Here is a 17,471-nt window from a genome sequence, read left to right as displayed (position 1 = left end):
GCCTCGCCTTCTACGCGCTGACCGATCACGACGCGCTGCCCGGGCCGGAGTGTTTTCCGGCAAACTCCGCCCGGCCCGCCATAACAGCAAAAACCGATACTGCCATACCGCCCGGCCCCGCCTTGCCGCCAGCCCCGCGCGCGATAGCCGGCGTGGAAGTTTCCACTTCCGCCGGCCATATAATCGGGTTGTTTATTGACCGCGCCGTGCGCGAAACCGAACCCGCCGCCGCCCTGAAAGCCATAAAAACGCAGGGGGGAATCACCGTGATCCCTCACCCGCTGCGGCCCGGCTCGGGCCTGAGCGAGCGGCATATCCGCGAGTTCGCCCCGCTCATAGACGCGCTGGAAATTTTCAATCCTTCAAACACGGAATACGGCAACGCCCGCGCGTTCGCGCTGGCGCGGGAACTGGGCAAAACGATGGTGTCCGGCAGCGACGCGCACCGCGCGGCCGACATCGGGCGCGGAGCCTTTTCCGTAACCGCCGCAATCGCAGACCCCCAGCAGCTCAAGACGCTTCTTCTGGCCAACCGCCTCGACCCGGTATTCGAAACCCGCCAGCTGCCGCCAACGGCGGCCCAGCCGGCAAGAATGTGCGCGCTGTGGGCGGAACGGTGCGTGCGCGCGCTGGGCCTGCACCATGTGCGCGCGCTCAAGCGCGTGTTCCATGCTGGCGCCCTGCTGGCGCGAAAACTGACACGGAACTGATTTGGGGCCGGGTGCAAAAGAGCCGGGGCCCGTATCGTTTCCCCGGCGCGCCGTCCTGGACGGCGCGTCCGCGCTTTGCCGGGCATGACCCGCAAGGCGTCTTTCAGCCGTGCCCCCGCTTCCGCGCCGCCATCGGCACGAACCCGCCCCGCAGAACATGACGCCAGAACAACGGGCTTGCCGTTGCCGGCGCGCTATGTCTTTTCGCAACGCACAAAAGCCCGGGATAATATCCCGGGCTTTCAAACAGTCAAAAAGATCTTTTGGCGAAACCCGGCCCGGTTTCTTTTTGCCGCTCCGCATTTGAAAACGTAACGCCGCCGCGTGTTTTTTTCTAACGCACCGGCCCGCATCTGCTGATGCACCCGATCGAATCGAGCGTGCCCGACGCGACACACCTGCTCACGCATTCCTCTTTGGTTTCCGCAACCGGCTCGGCTTGCGGCACGCTTTCCTCGATGCTGATCCCTTCATCAGGCGTGTCATTGCGGACAGCGGGAACCGGCTCCGCGGCAGGTGCCGCATGAATTTCCTGCGCCGGGAGCGGCTGAACGGCGGGCTTTGCGGCAGGCTCCGCCGGACGCGCAATTGCTCCGGCGGCTGCAGGCGGTTCGCCGGACTTGCCGGAAACAGATGCGGCCCCGGCGCCGGACTCCTCCGCATACTCCTCATGCGCGCCGGTTTTTTTAACCGCCGGCCCGAACGCCATGCCGAACGAAAACCTGTGCGCGTTGCCCAGCTCTCCGAACGGCGAGAATGAATAATCTATGACATACCGCTCCACCTTGAAACCCAGCCCGCCGGTGAGCCCGGAGCCGGCGTCCTCGTCGCGCGCGCCGCAATAGCCCAGGCGCAATGCCAGCACATCGCTTTTTCTGACTGACACGCGGTATTCCGCGCCGAATTTCAGAACCAGCCCGGAATCGCGGGCTTTTTCAAGGTCGGCGGAGAACAGCGTATTGGCCCGGTAAGTGTACGCCGCGCCGGCGCGCACGGCAAACGGCAACGGGAACGATTCCTCATAAAGTTTTATGCCCGGCCCGATATTGCGGATCGTCAGACCCAGCCGCAGGTCATCGCTGAACGCGTACAGCGCGCCCGCGTCGAGCGCGCCGCTCATGGCGGAATGCCCGTACAGGCTTTCCCGGATCAGTTTCACGCCCGCGCCAAGCGACAGCCGGCCGTCATGGCGATATGCGTAATTAACGCTGAACGCCATGTCCGACTGCTCGAATTCGCCGCCGGTGTAACTGCCCGCCATGTCCGTTTCAGCTATTGCACCGCTGTGAAAATACACCAGCCCCGCGCCGAACGCGCCGGCGGGGGTGTTGCGCACATAGGAAAGGTTTTCCTGCCGGAACCCGCTGATCCATTCATTATGGGTGAAATACGCCTCATCCTGCCGGCCCAGCTGAACCATGCCGGCTGGATTATAGTTGACGGCATCCGCGTCGTCTGACACGGCGGTATACGCGCCGCCCAGCGCGCTTGACCGCGCGCCGGAGTCGGCCTTGAGGAATTTAGCCGAGCTGGTTCCCTCGCCCGAGCTGAAAGCCGGGGCGCAGAGCAAAGCGCAGACTGCCGTAATCGCGAATATCGCGTTTTTCATAAAATCACCACAGTACGCCCAGCCTGCCGGTGGTCTTGAGTCCGTCGGCCTTCAGCAGATAGATATATACGCCGCTGGCAACCCTGTCGCCGGACGAGTTCAAACCGTTCCACTGCGCCTGCTTGCCGCCCGCAGCCGAAGTCACCACTTCGCCCGACGCTTCGCTCAGGGTGCGCACCAGCGCTCCGTTCTGATCGTATATCCGCACCAGCGCGTTGGCGGCCGACGCGGGAATGCCGCCGATAGTGATATAGGCCGTATGTTTTAAATAGCAGGGGTTGGGATACGCCACTATCCCCGTCGCGGCAACCGCGCCCGGCTTTACCGCCAGCAGCCCGTAAGTCGAGAAGTGGCTGACCGGCGCGCTGACCCGCTTTTCGACCCGGTCCAGATACTGGCCCGGCACAAACTCCCATTTCGCGAGCGCGCGGTCAAGATAAAACAGACGCAGATTCCCGGCAGGCACATCGGTATTGTCCACCACGTCGTCGCCGTCGGAATCGGCGTAAGCCACTGAAACCGTGACAGGCACACTGAACCGCGTTATCGCTTCGCCGGTAACGGTAGCCGTCGCGCTGAACTCCTTGTAAACGGAGGAGCTGATCTCCAGCATCGAGCCGAAATTAACCGCCAGCAGAACCGCCCGGTCAAGCACGGAATCGCCGCTGACGTCGTCAATCCGCACGCTTATACGCCTGTCAGCCGCGCCAACCGGTATGACGACGGCGCAGTTGTCCGGGCCCAGCACCGTGCCGGCCGCAGAGCTTGAAATCGAAGTATCAACCGCGAAACTCGAGCCGGAGCTTATCACGGTTCCGGTATTCCCCGCCGAATCGGTGGCGGAGAAAGCGAACTCCGCCGTGCCGGCCGGGGTTTGGGCGTACACAGCAACCGTGCCGGCCCAGACCGGGCCGGACACATTTGTCAAAGTAACCGTGGAACCGGTTCCGCCGGCGGGCGTAAAAATCAGCGCCGGAGCGGCAACGAGCGGGCTAAGCTCGTCGGCAAGCGTAAGCGTGACGCCGTACCTGCCCGAAGCGAGCGGCAAAGCGGAACTGAGCGCAATGCTCGCCTGCGGCGCGCCGGTGTCTATATTGAACGTAAGCACGGAAACGGACGACACGTTGCCCGCTCCGTCCTGCGCGCTGACATAAAAATGCCAGACGCCATCCGCCAGCGGAGCGGGCGCGCTGTAGGCGGCAGTGGTCACCCGCAAAGCGGACGTCCATACCGCCGCGTCCGAAACGGCCAGCGTGCTTATGACATAACTGTAAAAAGCCAGTCCGCTGCCGCCTTCATCCGTGGCGGTCCAGTTAAACACCGGCGCGGCGGTCGAATACCACGCCGCGGGATCGGGATGGGTCGGGCTGGCAAGCCCCGCAAGCACCGGCGCGATATGCTCGACCGGCCGCACGGCCACCACGTTTGAAGCCGCGCTTTCCATCTGGTTGGGCTCCGCATCCACCGTGCGGACCGTATAATAATAAGTCGCGTTTCTGTCAAGGTTCCAGTGCGTGAAAGTCGTGGTGTCGGTTTGCACTACGAACGCGTCCGCCCAGTCATACGGCGCGACGGAATCAACATATACCCGGTACGCCGCGAAATCGGAGGGGAACGGGTCGGGCTCGCTCCAGGTCAGCATCACCGCCTGTTCCAGCGGCAAAGCCGTCAGATCAAGCGGCGCGGCCGGCGCGGAATCAATGTTGGTTCTGAAAGTTTCGATCGCGCTGTAATTCTCCTGCTGGTCCAGCGCGGCCAGATGAAAATACCAGATGCTGTCGGGCAGCGCCTGCGGCTCGGTATGGCTGACGGCTATGGTGAACGTGCCGCGCGCTATCATGTCATCCAGTTCGGCAGTTTCGCTGTTGTCCAGAATGTAATAGTACCCTTTCAGGCCGGAGCCGCCCGTATCAACCGCCTGCCAGGCGTAATGCGGCGCGCCGGACGAATACCACACCGCCTCGTCCGGATGGGTGGGCGAGATCAGGGCTGTTATTTCCGGCGCAAGCGCGTCAATGGGATAAAGGCTGAGATTCTCCGACAGTCCGCTCAAATTTCCCCGGCTGTCCCGCGACTGTATGCGGTAACGGTACACGTTATAATTGCGCAGGCCCGCATGAATGAAAGACGCGTCCACCGTTTCCGTCGCCACGAACTGATGGGTCCAGTCGGCCGAGGTGCTGTCGCAATACACGATATACGAATTGAAATCAGCGGGGATACGGCTTATTGACCAGGAAAGCTCGATCTCGTTTTGCCCGGCGGTGGCGGACAGCGCTTCCGGCGTGGGCGGCAGAGTGTCAATCTTTACCGGATAGACCGCCGGAACCGACAGATTCCCGGCATTGTCAACCGCCATCGCGTGGAAATACCACTGCCCGTCGTCCAGCCCGTAAATCAGTTGATAATAAGTGGCGCCGAGCAGCGCCCCGCCCACCAGTATCTGAGCCTGCGTAAGCGTGTCGCTCGCGCTCCACATCACATAATACCCTTTCACTCCCGCGCTGCCGTTATCGTAAGCGGAAAATTCCATGAGCGGCGCGGTATCGGTATACCAGACCGAAGAGTTGGGATGAGTAGGCGACACAAGAGAAGCCATGACGGGCGACATCGTGTCAGTCTGCACCAGAAACTGTGTATTGCCGGGCTCGCTTTCCAGCGGAGTTGTGCCGTTATCCACCGCGGTAACGCGGTATTTATAGCTGAGGTGCGAAGTAACCGTGTCCACAAAAACCGTATCCGCCGTAGTGCCGGCGACATAGGCGTTGCCGAAGTCATACGGCGCGCTGGAATCGCAGTAAATCTTGTAATAATCGAAATCTGCGGGGAACGGGCTGGGCGCGGTCCAGTTCAGGATCGCCAGTGCCGGCGCGGTCGTCATCACCAGACCGGTCGGCGGAGCTGGCGGCAGATTCAGTATTATCTTGCGCGTCAGCAGGTCGCCCGCGTTATTCTGATAGTCAACCGGCAGAATATGGAAATACCAGATCCCGTCAGCCACGCCCGCCATGTAACTGGTGGTGTTAAGATAGGTGAACCCGCCGGTCAGCAGCAGCTGCTCCGTGGTCATGGCTTCCAGCTGGTCGAGCATGTAATAATACCCGGCCACGCCCGCGCCGCCGGTATCGGACGCCGTCCATGTGAAAGTGGGTATGTTATTCTGGTACGAAACCGCCGGATACGGATGCGAGGGCGAAACCAAAGTCAGCATGACCGGCGCAACGCTGTCGAGCGGCAGGCCGGACACTATGTCCGAATAAACGCTTTCCAGCGCGTTCGGGCCCTTGTCCACGGCGCTCAGCCTGTAATAATAAGTGTTGGTCGCGAACAGGTTGTTATGCCCGAACGCGGTGGACGTCGTCTGCACCACGATATAGGAATCATCGAAATCGTAAGGAGTGGTGGAATCGCAGTACAGGCGGTAATAATCTATGTCGCCGGGATCAGGGTCCGGCGCGGTCCACGAAATGTTGATGCGGCTGTTCCATTTCTCCAGCGTCACGCCGGTCGGCGGCGCGGGAAAATAGTCCACCCGGAACAGGTAGGCTTCGGCATCCGAAATATTGCCCTGGTTATCAACCGCCATGGCGTAGAAATACCACAGCCCGTCCGGCACGCCGGTCATGATAACCCCGGCGGACGAGGTGTAAACTCCGCCGGACATCACCTCCGCCGCCGTCAGCCCGGCGGTGCTCGAACGCATGTAATAATAGCCGTTGATGCCGCTGCCGCCCGCGTCGGTCGCGCTCCAGTTGAAAATAGGATTGCCGTCCTCGTACCAGATATCCGGATCGGGATGCGAAGCCGACACGATCGCGCCCATGGCAGGCGGCGTTATGTCGAGCGGCGCGTTGTTGGCGGTGTCGGCATAATTGCCGACGTGCCCCTGTCTGTCAACCGCGTACACGCGGTAATGGTAGGGTTTGTAGTTTACCAGCCCGGTGTGCAGGAAGAAAGTGCTGACCGTGCTGGTCGCCAGGAACGCGTCGGCAAAATCGAACGGCGAAACGGAATCGCAGTACAGCCGGTAATGGTCAACATCATATGTATATACGGGCGTGCTCCAGCTCAGCGAAATCGAGTTCTGCGAGGAAACCGCTATCAGGTTCGACGGAGCCGGCGGCGAAGAAACGTCAATCTTGAACGGATAAACCGCCAGCGCGGAATAATCGCCTATCAGGTCCTCGCTGACGATGCTGAATGTCCATTCTCCGTCCGGCAGAGCCGCAGGCGCGGTATAGGCCGTGGCGGTCAAACGCAAGCCGCCCGCCACAACCGCCTCTATTGAAAGCGGATAGGTGGTAAGCGTCACGTAATATGCGCCGACCCCGATCCCGCCGTTGCCCTCCACCGTCCACTGAAACGACGGCACGGACACGCCATACCACGCCGACGTGCTAGGGTGCGTGGGCGACACGATCGAGCTTATGTCAATCGAGCTGACCGGCCGCGCGCCGATCGAACCGGAATATTCGCTTTCCAGCACGTTCGGCGCGCCGTCAACCGTGGCGACGCGGTAATAATAAGTGTTGGCGGCGGCGAGATTTAAATGGGTATAGCTCGTGCCGGAAGTTCGGGCCAGCACGAACCCGTCCCCGAAATCATAGGGGGGCGTGGAATCGCAATAAATCCGGTAATAGTCAAAATCGGTCGGCATGGGAACGGGATCATCCCACATCAGCGTGATTTTCCTGTAGCGCGGAACCAGATTCAGGTTGCGGGGCGCGCCCGGCGTGGAATCAATGCGGGTCGCGTGCCTGAACACGGAAGACAGATTGCCCTCGTTATCCTGCGCGATCAGGAAGAAATACCAGATCCCGTCCGGCAGGGCGGTAAACGAAACCTCGGTTTCCGAAGTATAGGTGCCGGTCGAATAAACTTCCTCCGCCGTCATCGTGTCGGTGGCCGCCAGCACATAATAATAACCGCGCAGCCCGGAATCGCCGAGATCGGACGCCGCCCACGCATATACAGGATCCGGATCCGGATACCAGGTATCCTCGACCGGCAGATTGGTTGCCGTCAGCGTGCTGATCTCCGGCGCCGTTTCATCTATCGGGTAAAGGCTCGCCGTTTCCGAAAGCTGGCTCAGATTGCCCCTGACGTCCTTTATCAGAACGCGGTACCGGTACACGTTGTAGTTTTTCAGATCCGTATGGACGAAAGCCGCATCCGCCGTTTCGGCGGCCGCGAACTGGTGTGTCCAGTCGGCCGACGTGCTGTCGCAGTAAACGATGAAAGAATTGAAATCGGCCGGCATGCGCGCGACTGTCCATGAAAGCGAAATCCGGTTCTGGTTCGCCGTCGCGCTCAGCGTCGCCGGCGCCGGAGGGACCGTATCAATCCGCACGGGAAACACCAGCGGCTCCGACAGATTGCCGATATTGTCAACCGCCATCGCGTGAAAATACCACTGCCCGTCCTCCAGCTCGCCGACCTGCTGGTAATAGGTTGCCTCCGCCAGTGTCGCGCCGGCAAGCAGCTGGCCCTGCGTAAGCGTATCGCTCGCGCTCCACATCACATAATACCCTTTCACGCCGGCAGCCCCCACATCATAGGCGGCAAACTCCAGATGCGGATGATTGTCGGAATACCAGGTCGCCGTGTCGGGATGGGTGGGCGAATCAAGCGAGGTCATCACGGGCGACATCGTGTCGGTCTGCACCAGAAACTGTGTATTGCCGGGCTCGCTTTCCAGCGCAGTGGTGCCGTTATCAACGCTTGTAACACGGTAAATATAGCTGCCGTAACTCGTTATCGTGTCAATAAAAACCGTATGGGTCGTGCTTACGGCGAGATAGCCGTCCGAAAAATCGTAAGGCGCGACGGAATCGCAGTAAACGTTATAATGATCCAGATCTGCCGGCAGCGGGCTGGGAGCCGTCCAGCTCAGCATCACATGCGCCGCCGCCGTATCCATAACCAGATCGGTCGGCGGCGCGGGCGGCATGTTAATGATAATCCCGCGCGTCAGCGGATCGCCCACGTTATTCTGATAGTCAACCGGCAGAATATGGAAGTACCAGATCCCGTCGGCCACACCCGCCATGTAACTGGTGGTGTTAAGGTAGGTGAAATCGCCGGTCAGCAGCAGCTGCTCCGTGGTCACGGCCTCCAGCTGGTCGAGCATGTAATAATAGCCGGCCACGTCGGATCCGCCGGTATCGGACGCCGTCCATGTGAAGGTGGGTATGTTATTCTGGTACGAAGTTTCCGGATACGGATGCGAAGGCGAGGCCAGCGTCAGCATGACCGGCGCAACGCTGTCGAGCGGCAGGCCGGACACTATGCCGGAATAAACGCTTTCCAGCGCGTTGGGCCCCCTGTCCACGGTGGTCAGCCTGTAATAATAGGTATTGGTCGCGAGCAGGTTGTTATGCCCGAACGCGGCGGCTGTCGTCTGCGCCGCGATATAGGAATCCTCAAAATCGTACGGAACGGTTGAATCGCAGTACACGCGGTAATAGTCAATATCGCCGGGGTCCGGATCCGGCGCGGTCCAGGAAAGGTTTATGCGGCCGTTCCATTTCTCCAGCGTAACGTCCGCGGGCGGCGCGGGGAAATAGTCCACCCGGAACTGGTATTGCGAAACACCCGAAATGTTACCCTGATTATCAACAACCAGCGCGTGAAAATACCACAGTCCGTCCGGCACATTGGGCAGTATGACACCCGCGGACGAGGTGTAAACTCCGCCGGTCATCACCTCCTCCGCCGTGAGCTCCGCCGTGCTTGAACGCATGTAATAATAGCCGTTGATACCGCTGCCGCCCTCATCGGTCGCGCTCCAGTTGAAAATCGGATAGCCGTTTTCATACCAGACGTCAGGGTCTGGATGTGAAGCCGACACGATCGCGCCCATGGCAGGCGGCGTTATGTCGAGCGGCGCGTTGTTGGCGGTGTCGGCATAGTTGCCGGTATGCCCCTGTCTGTCAACCGCGTACACGCGGTAATGATAGGGCCGGTAATTGACCAAACCGGTATGAAGAAAAAACGTGTTGACCGTGCTGGTCGCCAGGAACGCGTCGGCGAAATCGAACGGCGAAACGGAATCGCAGTACAGCTGGTAGTGATCCACATCATAGGTATATACGGGCGTGCTCCAGCTCAGCGAAATCGAGTTCTGCGAGGAAACCGCTATCAGATTCGACGGGGCCGGCGGCGAAGAAACGTCAATCTTGAACGGATAAACCGCCAGCGCGGAATAATCGCCCAGCAGATCCTTGCTGACAAGGCTGAAAGTCCATTCTCCGTCCGGCAAAGCCGCAGGCGCTGTGTAACTCGCGGCGGTGAGTTCCAGCCCGCCAGCCACTACGGACGCGGCGGAAAGCGCATAAGTTGTAATCGCCAGATAATACGCCTCGACCCCGATCCCGCCGTTGCCCTCCACCGTCCACTGAAACGACGGCACGGACACGCCATACCACGCCGACGTGCTGGGGTGCGTGGGCGACACGATCGAGCTTATGTCAATCGAGCTGACCGGCCGCGCGCCGATCGAACCGGAATATTCGCTTTCCAGCACGTTCGGCGCCGTGTCCACCATCGTCACCCGGTAATAATAGGTGCTGGCGGCGACGAGATTTAAATGCGCGTAAGCCGTATCGGAGGTTCTGGCGAGGATGAACCCGTCCTCGAAATCATAAGGGGTCGTGGAATCGCAATAAATCCGGTAATAGCTGAAATCGGGCGGCATAACCGCCGGCTCGTCCCACATCAGCGTGATTTTCCTGTAGCGCGGAACCAGATTCAGGTTGCGGGGCGCGCCCGGCGCGTAATCAATGCGGGACTCGCGCCGTGACACCAGCGACAAATTGCCCTGATTATCCTCCGCCACCAGATAAAAATACCAGATCCCGTCGAGCAGAGCCGTAAAAGACGCAGTCGTGTCGGCGGTATAAGTGCCGGTCGAATAAACTTCCTCCGCCGTCATCGCCGTTTGAGCCGAAAGGGTATAGTAATAGCCCCGCAGGCCCGAACCGCCACTGTCGGAAGCGGACCATGTATATACAGGGTCGGGGTCGGGATACCAGGTATCCTCAACCGGCAGGTTGGTGGATGCAAGAGTGCTGATCACGGAAGCGGTGCCGTCTATGGCATAATCATTGAGCACGCCCGAATACTCGCTGGTATGGCTCAGCCTGTCGGTAGCGGTCAGGCGGTAGGCGTAAGGCTGGTAATTCACAAGTCCGCCATGCAGATAGAATGTTGTGGTCACTGTGGCCACAAAAAACTGGTCCGAAAAATCGTACGGCGCGGAAGAGTCGCAGTAGAGCGTATAGCTGGCGATATCATGGGCCATATAAGGCTCGTCCCAGGAAATCATGAGAGAATTCTGACCGGGAACAGAATACAGGCCAGCCGGCGCGACCGGGGTGGACGCATCCACCCTGAAAAAGTACCGCGCGACCGCGCTCGTGGTATTGCCATTGTCCTCCGCCACTATCTGAAACTGCCATTCACCGTCAGCTATGGGCGCGGTTGACGTATAGGCGTAATCGGTTTGTATATAGCCGTTCGCGATCACTTCGTTTTTGTCGGCGGTAAAAGTGGCAAGCAGAATGTAAAAGTTTTTTATGCCCGCCTGTTCCACATCAATGGTAGTCCAGGCAAAGGAAGGCAGATTGCTTGAATACCAGGTACTGCTCGACGGGTGCGTGGCGGAGAAAATACCGCCTATTTCCGTAACTCCCAGCGGACGCGCCCAGGCCGAAGCGGACGGCGTGCTTCGCAACACCAGCGGAGCGGAATCTACAGACCGCACCCGGTAATAATAGGTGGTGAAAACGTCAAGATCCTCATGCTCGTATCTTGTTGCCGTCGTTTCGGCAAGCAGAAACGAATCCGACCAGTCGCCTTTGGTGATGGAATCGCAGTACAGTTCGTAATGGTCGAAGTCTTTCGCCTGAAGAACGGACGGACTCCAGCTGACCGATATTTTCCCGCTGGCCGGCGTTACGATGGGCGTGCTGGGCGGTTCGGGATACCAGTCAATCCGGATTTTCCGCCGCACCGCGTCAGACAGGTTCTGTTCCGTGTCCTGCGCGACCACATAAAAATACCAGTCACCGTCTTCCTGCGGTGTGGTATAGGAATAGGAGGTGACCGTGGATTCCAGCACAATCCCGGAACTCACCACATCTGACGACACCAGCGTGGCCGCAGTAGTGCTTACCAGCGTGACATAGATTTTATACAGGCCCGAGCCGCCCGTGTCGGACGCGGCCCATTGAAAAGACGGCGTATTGTTCACATAGATGATGCTTTCGCTCGGATGCGTTGGCGACACCAGTTCCTGCACCAGCGGCGTTTCCTTGTCAATCGCCTGGCCGATAACAATTCCGGATGTGCTGAATTTGACAAAAGGATCCCGGTCATACGCCAGCACGCGAAACCCGTTGATTTCATATTGCAGCGCCGAATAAGTGCAGGTGGTTCCCGTAGTGGTGCAGACGATATGCTGCACTATCGTGCCGCTGCTGTCCTCCTGAAAATAGGGGGTGAATGAGGACCGGTAGACCACATAATGGTCTATGTCGCGGGCATCCTCGGTCCATGTCAGTTTGACCGCGCGGTTGAGAGATTCTGCCGCAAGCACCGGCGCTTCCGGCACATTGTCGGGCGGACAATAACCGGCATACGCGATGCCGGGTTCTGTGGACCAATTGCCCGCATCATCCTGCACCCACAAGGCCAGATAGTAAGTCACATCCGGCATCAGCCCTTCGTACTGGAACGCATACATCCCGCCCGGCTCGATGCCGTGCAGCGCGCCAGTGGAAACGGCTTCGCTTCTGACCCACTCGGACGGCGTTTTGAAATAAGTGGAAACGCCCAGCGCATACGCGCCAACCGAAATATTGCCATAATCGCCGTCGCCGCCGCCCGCGGTCCAGTCTACATACGAGAGGCCGTCGAAATACTGGCTGTCCACCGGGCTTGCGAAGATATCGGCCGGAGAGCCCGGCGGCGCGTCCCACGGCCGGACAGACGCGCCGTTTGAAAACACATAGTTGCCCGCCGGATTATAGACTTTCACCTTGAAATAATAGCGCGTCGCGTCCGTCAGGCCGCTGATATATTCGGTTTCGGCGGAGGAATCCGCAATTTTTGTCGAGGTCCATACCGAGGAGTTTTCCCAGCTCGCCGCGGAACCGCCCGGCGTCCCGATTGTGGAATACCGGATTTCGTAATACGCCGCGTTGGCCGGCCGGGTCCAGCTCAGCCTGACCACAAACGGAGTGCCGGCAACTTCCTCGGCGGACACATCGGCTACGGCGCCCGGCGGAGTGTTGTAGGAAAGAGTGAAAACGGCGGTTTCAGCCGCGGTAACCGAGTCTATATCAATGGAGCTGGGCAGCCCGGAATAAAGATCGCTGCCGGGCGTGGTGCCCGGCCCGAAATGCGAGCCGGTTCCGTAAAAATCTCCGGAATCCGCCGGCAGGCCCGCCTCGATCGAGCCCAGCCCGTCCGCCTGAACCAGTTTAAGCAGTTTGTTCTCGGTGCCGGTGTTGTCGGAAACGAAGCCGGAACCGGCGGTATCTAGCGCGGAATTCACATGCCAGACCGCGAGCCCGCTGCCCGGCAGGTCAAGATCGTTGCCCAGCCCGTTGCGCCGGTTCTCCACAAGGAAATACTCGCCGAACACGCTCTGCGCGCCGCCGGCTTTCATCAGCTGGACCGCCGAGGACGAAGTTTCCGCCGGCTCCATGCTAACCGCCGAAACGCCGGCGTTGTAACCGGCCGGAGAAATCCAGCCGAGGAGCAGCTTGCTCAAAGCGTTATGGTCCACCCGGGGCGTGTCCGGCAGCAGCGAGTCCATGATATCCATGCCGCCGAGCCCGCCGTCCGGCCCGATGCCGGGCGCGTAATCGTAATAATCCGGCAGGCCGAGCGAATTGCCGGTCAGCCGGATGGCGGTCATCAGATCGAAATCGGTGTCTTCGGCCGCATATTTCTCCCACTGCCAGGAATAATTTCTCACCCGCACGCCGTCGAAGGTTAGCGCGGAATCAACGCAGATGTCGGAATAGCTCCACCAGAAATCGCCCCAGCCGCCGTTATCGCCGGCCCAGATTACTATCAGCTGGTCAATGTAACCGTCGCCGTCGGAATCATACTGCGAAAAATCGGTGAAGCTGTTCATGTCGGTGAGCGCGCGCCCGATGATTTCTTCACGCGAAGCCTTCGTGGTGTCAATTTCGCTGCGCGCGGACAGCACGTTCCACCAGCCCAGAACAAGCGCATCCGACATGTCCAGCTTGCCGTAGGACGAGTTGTAATAATAATTGCGCAGCGAGCCGTACGCCCCGCCGGACGTGCCGGAAATCCTGCCGGCTATTACCGCGGAGGACACGGTATGCTCCGTGCCCTCGAAATCCAGCAGAAGCACCACCGGCCTGACCTGCCCCGACGAGGGCATCCCCTTAAGCGAGGCCGGCAGATTCGTGTTTAAAAGCAAAGTTTTGCCGCCCGGCACCAGCTTGGGAATCAGCGAGGAAGCCACCCTGTTATTACCCAGCGATTCGGCAAACACCAGCCGCCTTTCATAGGACCCGTCCGCCTTGTACTTCTCCAGCTCCCCGGCGGCCGGCGGCGCCATGGCAAACGCGCGGCCGCAGAACAGCAGAACCGCTGTCTGGGCCAGCACGACCGATAAAGCGCGTCTGAACGCGCATCTGTTTTGTTGCGGCGATGGCATCAAATTTATCCTATATTATAACACATCCGGGCCGCCGGGCCCGGACCGCCGGCAACTGCACGTTCCGGCGTCTTTATATAGTATCACGGCAAAAACCGGAAAAAACAACCGCCAAACAGTCACACGCCGGTGTAACAACAGTCACGCCGGCGCGGCCGCGAAGGCACTCCCGGCGCCGCGCGCAGCACCGGCCAGTCTATTTTTTTCTTTTAAAAAGAACCGCGAAAAGAACAGCGCCCGCCAGCACAAGCGCCACGGCCGCCATGGCGCCGCGGCGGAGCGGAGGAGTGTGCGGCAGGTAAACGGGAACGGGCGGCGGCGCGGCCGCCGCCGGCGGAGAGGCTGTGCCGCGCCCGGAAGAAACAGCATGCGCGGCGGAACTCTGTTCCAGTTCCAGCCGCAGCCGCTGCGCGCGCAAAAACGCCTCCGGGGACGGTTTTGCCGAATCCGAACAGGAATCGGCGTTTTCTTCCCCGCACGGCATGGTTGCGGCGGGCGGCGGCGCAAGCAAATCCTGGGCGGACGGCTTCGCGAACGACCGCGACGGCGCGTTCGCCCGCTCCGTCTGCTGCGCGGCCGCCGCCGGCAACCAGATGAAAAACATGCCTGCCATTATTATTTTCCGCATAAAGTGATATTATATTATAGTATCTTAGCAGAGCACTCAACAACTTCAGGCCGGCGCGGCCGGAAACAGCCGCGCCGGACGAAGCCAGCAAGGAGCAGAAAATGAAAAAATTATTCGCGCTTTCAGCCTGCGTGTTAATGGCCGGCGCCTGCACCCAAAAGCAGGAGCCTGTCGCCGCGCCCGCGCCGGAGAAAGTACAGGAATCCACAATGCCTACAAACCCCGAAAAAGCCGTAACGGAACTGGGCCTCAAGCCCGGAGAATACGCCGTGTTCCAGACCGAGAAAGGCCGCATCGTCGCGCAGCTGTTCCGCGACAAGGCCCCGCTGACAGTGGAAAACTTCACCGCGCTCGCCAACGGCGAGAAAGAATGGACCGATCCCGCCACCGGCCAGAAGAAGAAATCCCGTTTTTATGACGGACTGACCTTCATGCGCGTGATCCCCAACTTCATGATCCAGGGCGGCGATCCGCTCAACAACTGCACCGGCGGGCCCGGCTACAAGTTCAAAGACGAGTTCAATAACGGGCTTTCGTTCGACAAGCCCGGCATCCTCGCCATGGCCAACTCCGGGCCCGACACCAACGGCAGCCAGTTTTTCATAACCGACCGGCCCGGCGTTGACGGCTTCCCGGCACACCTCAACAACCGGCACACCATCTTCGGAGAAGTTGTTGACGGGATGGACGTGGTGTCCGCCATCGCCCGCGTGCCCGCGCAGGGCGGCATCGCGGTCAATCCGGTCAAAATCGAAAAAGTTGAAATCGTAAAAATTCCGCAGCCCTGAACGCCGCTGCAAACCGACGGCCCCGGAACCGCAAGGTCCGGGGCCGTTGTGCATGCCTTTCATGAAAACCGCTTGTGTCCGGCCTTTCTTCTTTTTCACGCGCAGCCGCGGGCACCCGCCGCGGGAGGAGCGCCCGTTCAGCCCCGGCGGAAACGGCGGGCCAGCTCCGCTACGGGCTGCACTGTGATGGTGGGCCGCCCATGCGGACAGTTGAGCCCGTTTTCACAACGTTTCAGATCACGCAGCAGCCGCAGCGCTTCGCTTTCGCCCAGCCGGTCATGCGCCTTGACGGCGCGTTTGCAGGCCGTCATGGCGACCAGTTCGCGCCGCACCTTTTCCGCGCATTTTACCGGATCGCCGAGCATTTCTGCGGCCGATTCAATGAATGCGGTTATGCCGGCGTCATCCAGCTCGAAAATACCCGGCGCGGAATGCGCCAGCACGGTTTTCGGGCCTGACCGCTCCAGCTCAAAACCCGCCGTGGCAAGCCAGTCTTTCCACCGCATGAGGTTTTCCACCGCGCTGGCCGGCATTTCTATGTTAACCGCCAGCATCAGCCGCTGCACGGCAAGCCGGCCCCGCTCGAACTGGGCGAGATACTGTTCAAACAGCACGCGTTCCTGCGCGGCATGCTGATCCATGATCATCAGTCCGGCCGCGCATTCAAACAGCAGATAACTCCGGTCCAGCTGGCCAAGAAACCGGTACGGCGGAGCCCACCAGGCGGGGTCGGCGGCGGTTCTGTCCCATTGCGCGTCCGCGCCGGATGCGGCTTTAATAATGTCGTTGGCGGATCCCGATTTTCTGTACGGCTCAAAAAAAGCCGGTTCAAACCCGTTGTCCGAAACTGTTTCGCGGGGCGCGCCCGGCAGTTCCCGCTCCGGCGGTTTCGGCGCGCTCCCGGACTCCGGCCCGGCCTGGCCGCTTCTGTCCGGCCGGCCAGACCTGTCCGGCGGTTTTACAAAATAACCCTCCGGCTCCTCCGGCTCGCGCACCGCCGCCTGCTGAGTTCCTTCCGCCAGCGCGGCGAGCAGCGCTTTGCCCGCGGTCTGGTAGACCGCGGAGAACACCGCGCTTTCATCCCGAAACCGCACCTCTTTTTTCTGCGGATGCACGTTTACGTCAAACGAAGCCGGATCCAGCTCCAGAAAAATCACGCAGGCCGGATGTTTCGCGTTGTCGCGCCGGCCCTCATACGCCTTGTAAAGCGCCTGCGACAGCGTCTTGGCCGACACCGGCCGCCGGTTGACAAAAAAGAACTGCAGATCACGGCGCGCAACCATGCCGCCGGGCGCGCTAAGAAAAACCGTTATCCCGTCCTGCGGAGAACCGGCGTGCAGGAATCCGTCCGCGGCGGAGCCCATGATTTCACGCGCGCGCGCCAGTATCCCCTGCGCCGCGACCGGGCCGGCCGCCAGCGCGTAGACCCGTTTTTTTTCCGCGTAGACATGAAAACTTACGCCGGGATTGGCCAGCGCGCATTCTTCCGCCACCCTCAGCAGGTGCGCCCGCTCGGTGGCGGGGCTTTTGAGAAATTTCAGCCGGGCCGGCGTGTTGAAAAACAGATCCCGCACCGAAACGGCAGTGCCCGGCACCGGCGGCGCGGGCGACTCGGACACGGTCCGTCCGCCCTCCAGTTCCAGCCTGACACCCGCCGCGCCCGGCTCATGCGTGCAGGACGACAGTTCCAGCCGCGACACCGCCGCTATCGAAAACAGCGCCTCGCCCCGGAACCCGAACGTGGCCAGCGAATCCAGATCGGAGAAAGCGGTTATTTTGCTGGTCGTGTGCCGCCGGCAGGCTGCGCGCAGATTCCGGGGCGACATGCCGCAGCCGTCGTCGGTTACGCGCAGCAGCCCGGACCCCGCGCCCTCAAATTCCACACGCACAGTGCGCGCGCCCGCGTCCACCGCGTTTTCCAGCAGCTCCTTAAGCACCGACGCGGGCCGTTCAATCACCTCGCCCGCGGCTATCTTGCTGATATCCTGCGGACTGAGCTGTTTTATCTCCGCCATAAACACGCTCCGTATTGCGC

The 17,471-nt window shown here is 60.5% G+C and carries 6 protein-coding genes; 2 read left to right on the top strand and 4 right to left on the bottom strand.

What is annotated here, in order from left to right; all coding sequences use genetic code 11:
* On the top strand, positions 1–710 hold a 710-nt coding region (locus PHW69_02995; GenBank protein MDD4004155.1), incomplete at its 5' end, for a PHP-associated domain-containing protein.
* 334 nt (positions 711–1,044) lie between these two features.
* On the opposite strand, the gene PHW69_02990 is transcribed toward PHW69_02995, so the two are convergent.
* The 3 genes from PHW69_02990 to PHW69_02980 all read right to left on the bottom strand — a co-directional run bounded on the left by PHW69_02990 (position 1,045) and on the right by PHW69_02980 (position 14,648).
* A complete protein-coding gene (locus PHW69_02990; protein ID MDD4004154.1) occupies positions 1,045–2,319 on the bottom strand; it encodes a PorV/PorQ family protein in 1,275 nt (424 codons plus the stop codon).
* A gap of 4 nt (positions 2,320–2,323) precedes the next feature.
* On the bottom strand, positions 2,324–14,020 hold the full coding sequence (locus PHW69_02985; GenBank protein MDD4004153.1) for a FlgD immunoglobulin-like domain containing protein: 11,697 nt from the start codon (positions 14,018–14,020) through the stop codon (positions 2,324–2,326).
* Positions 14,021–14,216: 196 nt separating this feature from the next.
* Positions 14,217–14,648: a hypothetical protein gene (locus tag PHW69_02980; protein MDD4004152.1), complete on the bottom strand. Its 432-nt coding sequence runs from the start codon at positions 14,646–14,648 to the stop codon at positions 14,217–14,219.
* 101 nt (positions 14,649–14,749) lie between these two features.
* Between PHW69_02980 and PHW69_02975 the strand changes: the two genes are divergently transcribed.
* Positions 14,750–15,436 carry a peptidylprolyl isomerase gene (locus PHW69_02975; GenBank protein MDD4004151.1) on the top strand — a complete coding sequence of 229 codons (687 nt, stop codon included), beginning with the start codon at positions 14,750–14,752 and terminating at the stop codon, positions 15,434–15,436.
* A 137-nt stretch (positions 15,437–15,573) separates the two neighbouring features.
* Here PHW69_02975 and mutL read toward each other — a convergent pair whose 3' ends face one another.
* Positions 15,574–17,451: a DNA mismatch repair endonuclease MutL gene (mutL, locus tag PHW69_02970; protein ID MDD4004150.1), complete on the bottom strand. Its 1,878-nt coding sequence runs from the start codon at positions 17,449–17,451 to the stop codon at positions 15,574–15,576.
* Positions 17,452–17,471: the final 20 nt, after the last annotated feature.

The sequence above is a fragment of the Elusimicrobiaceae bacterium genome, from assembly GCA_028700325.1.
GTDB lineage: Bacteria > Elusimicrobiota > Elusimicrobia > Elusimicrobiales > Elusimicrobiaceae > JAQVSV01.
The sequence above is the reverse complement of the archived record's forward strand: the minus strand, read 5'-3'. Positions and strand labels throughout refer to the sequence as shown.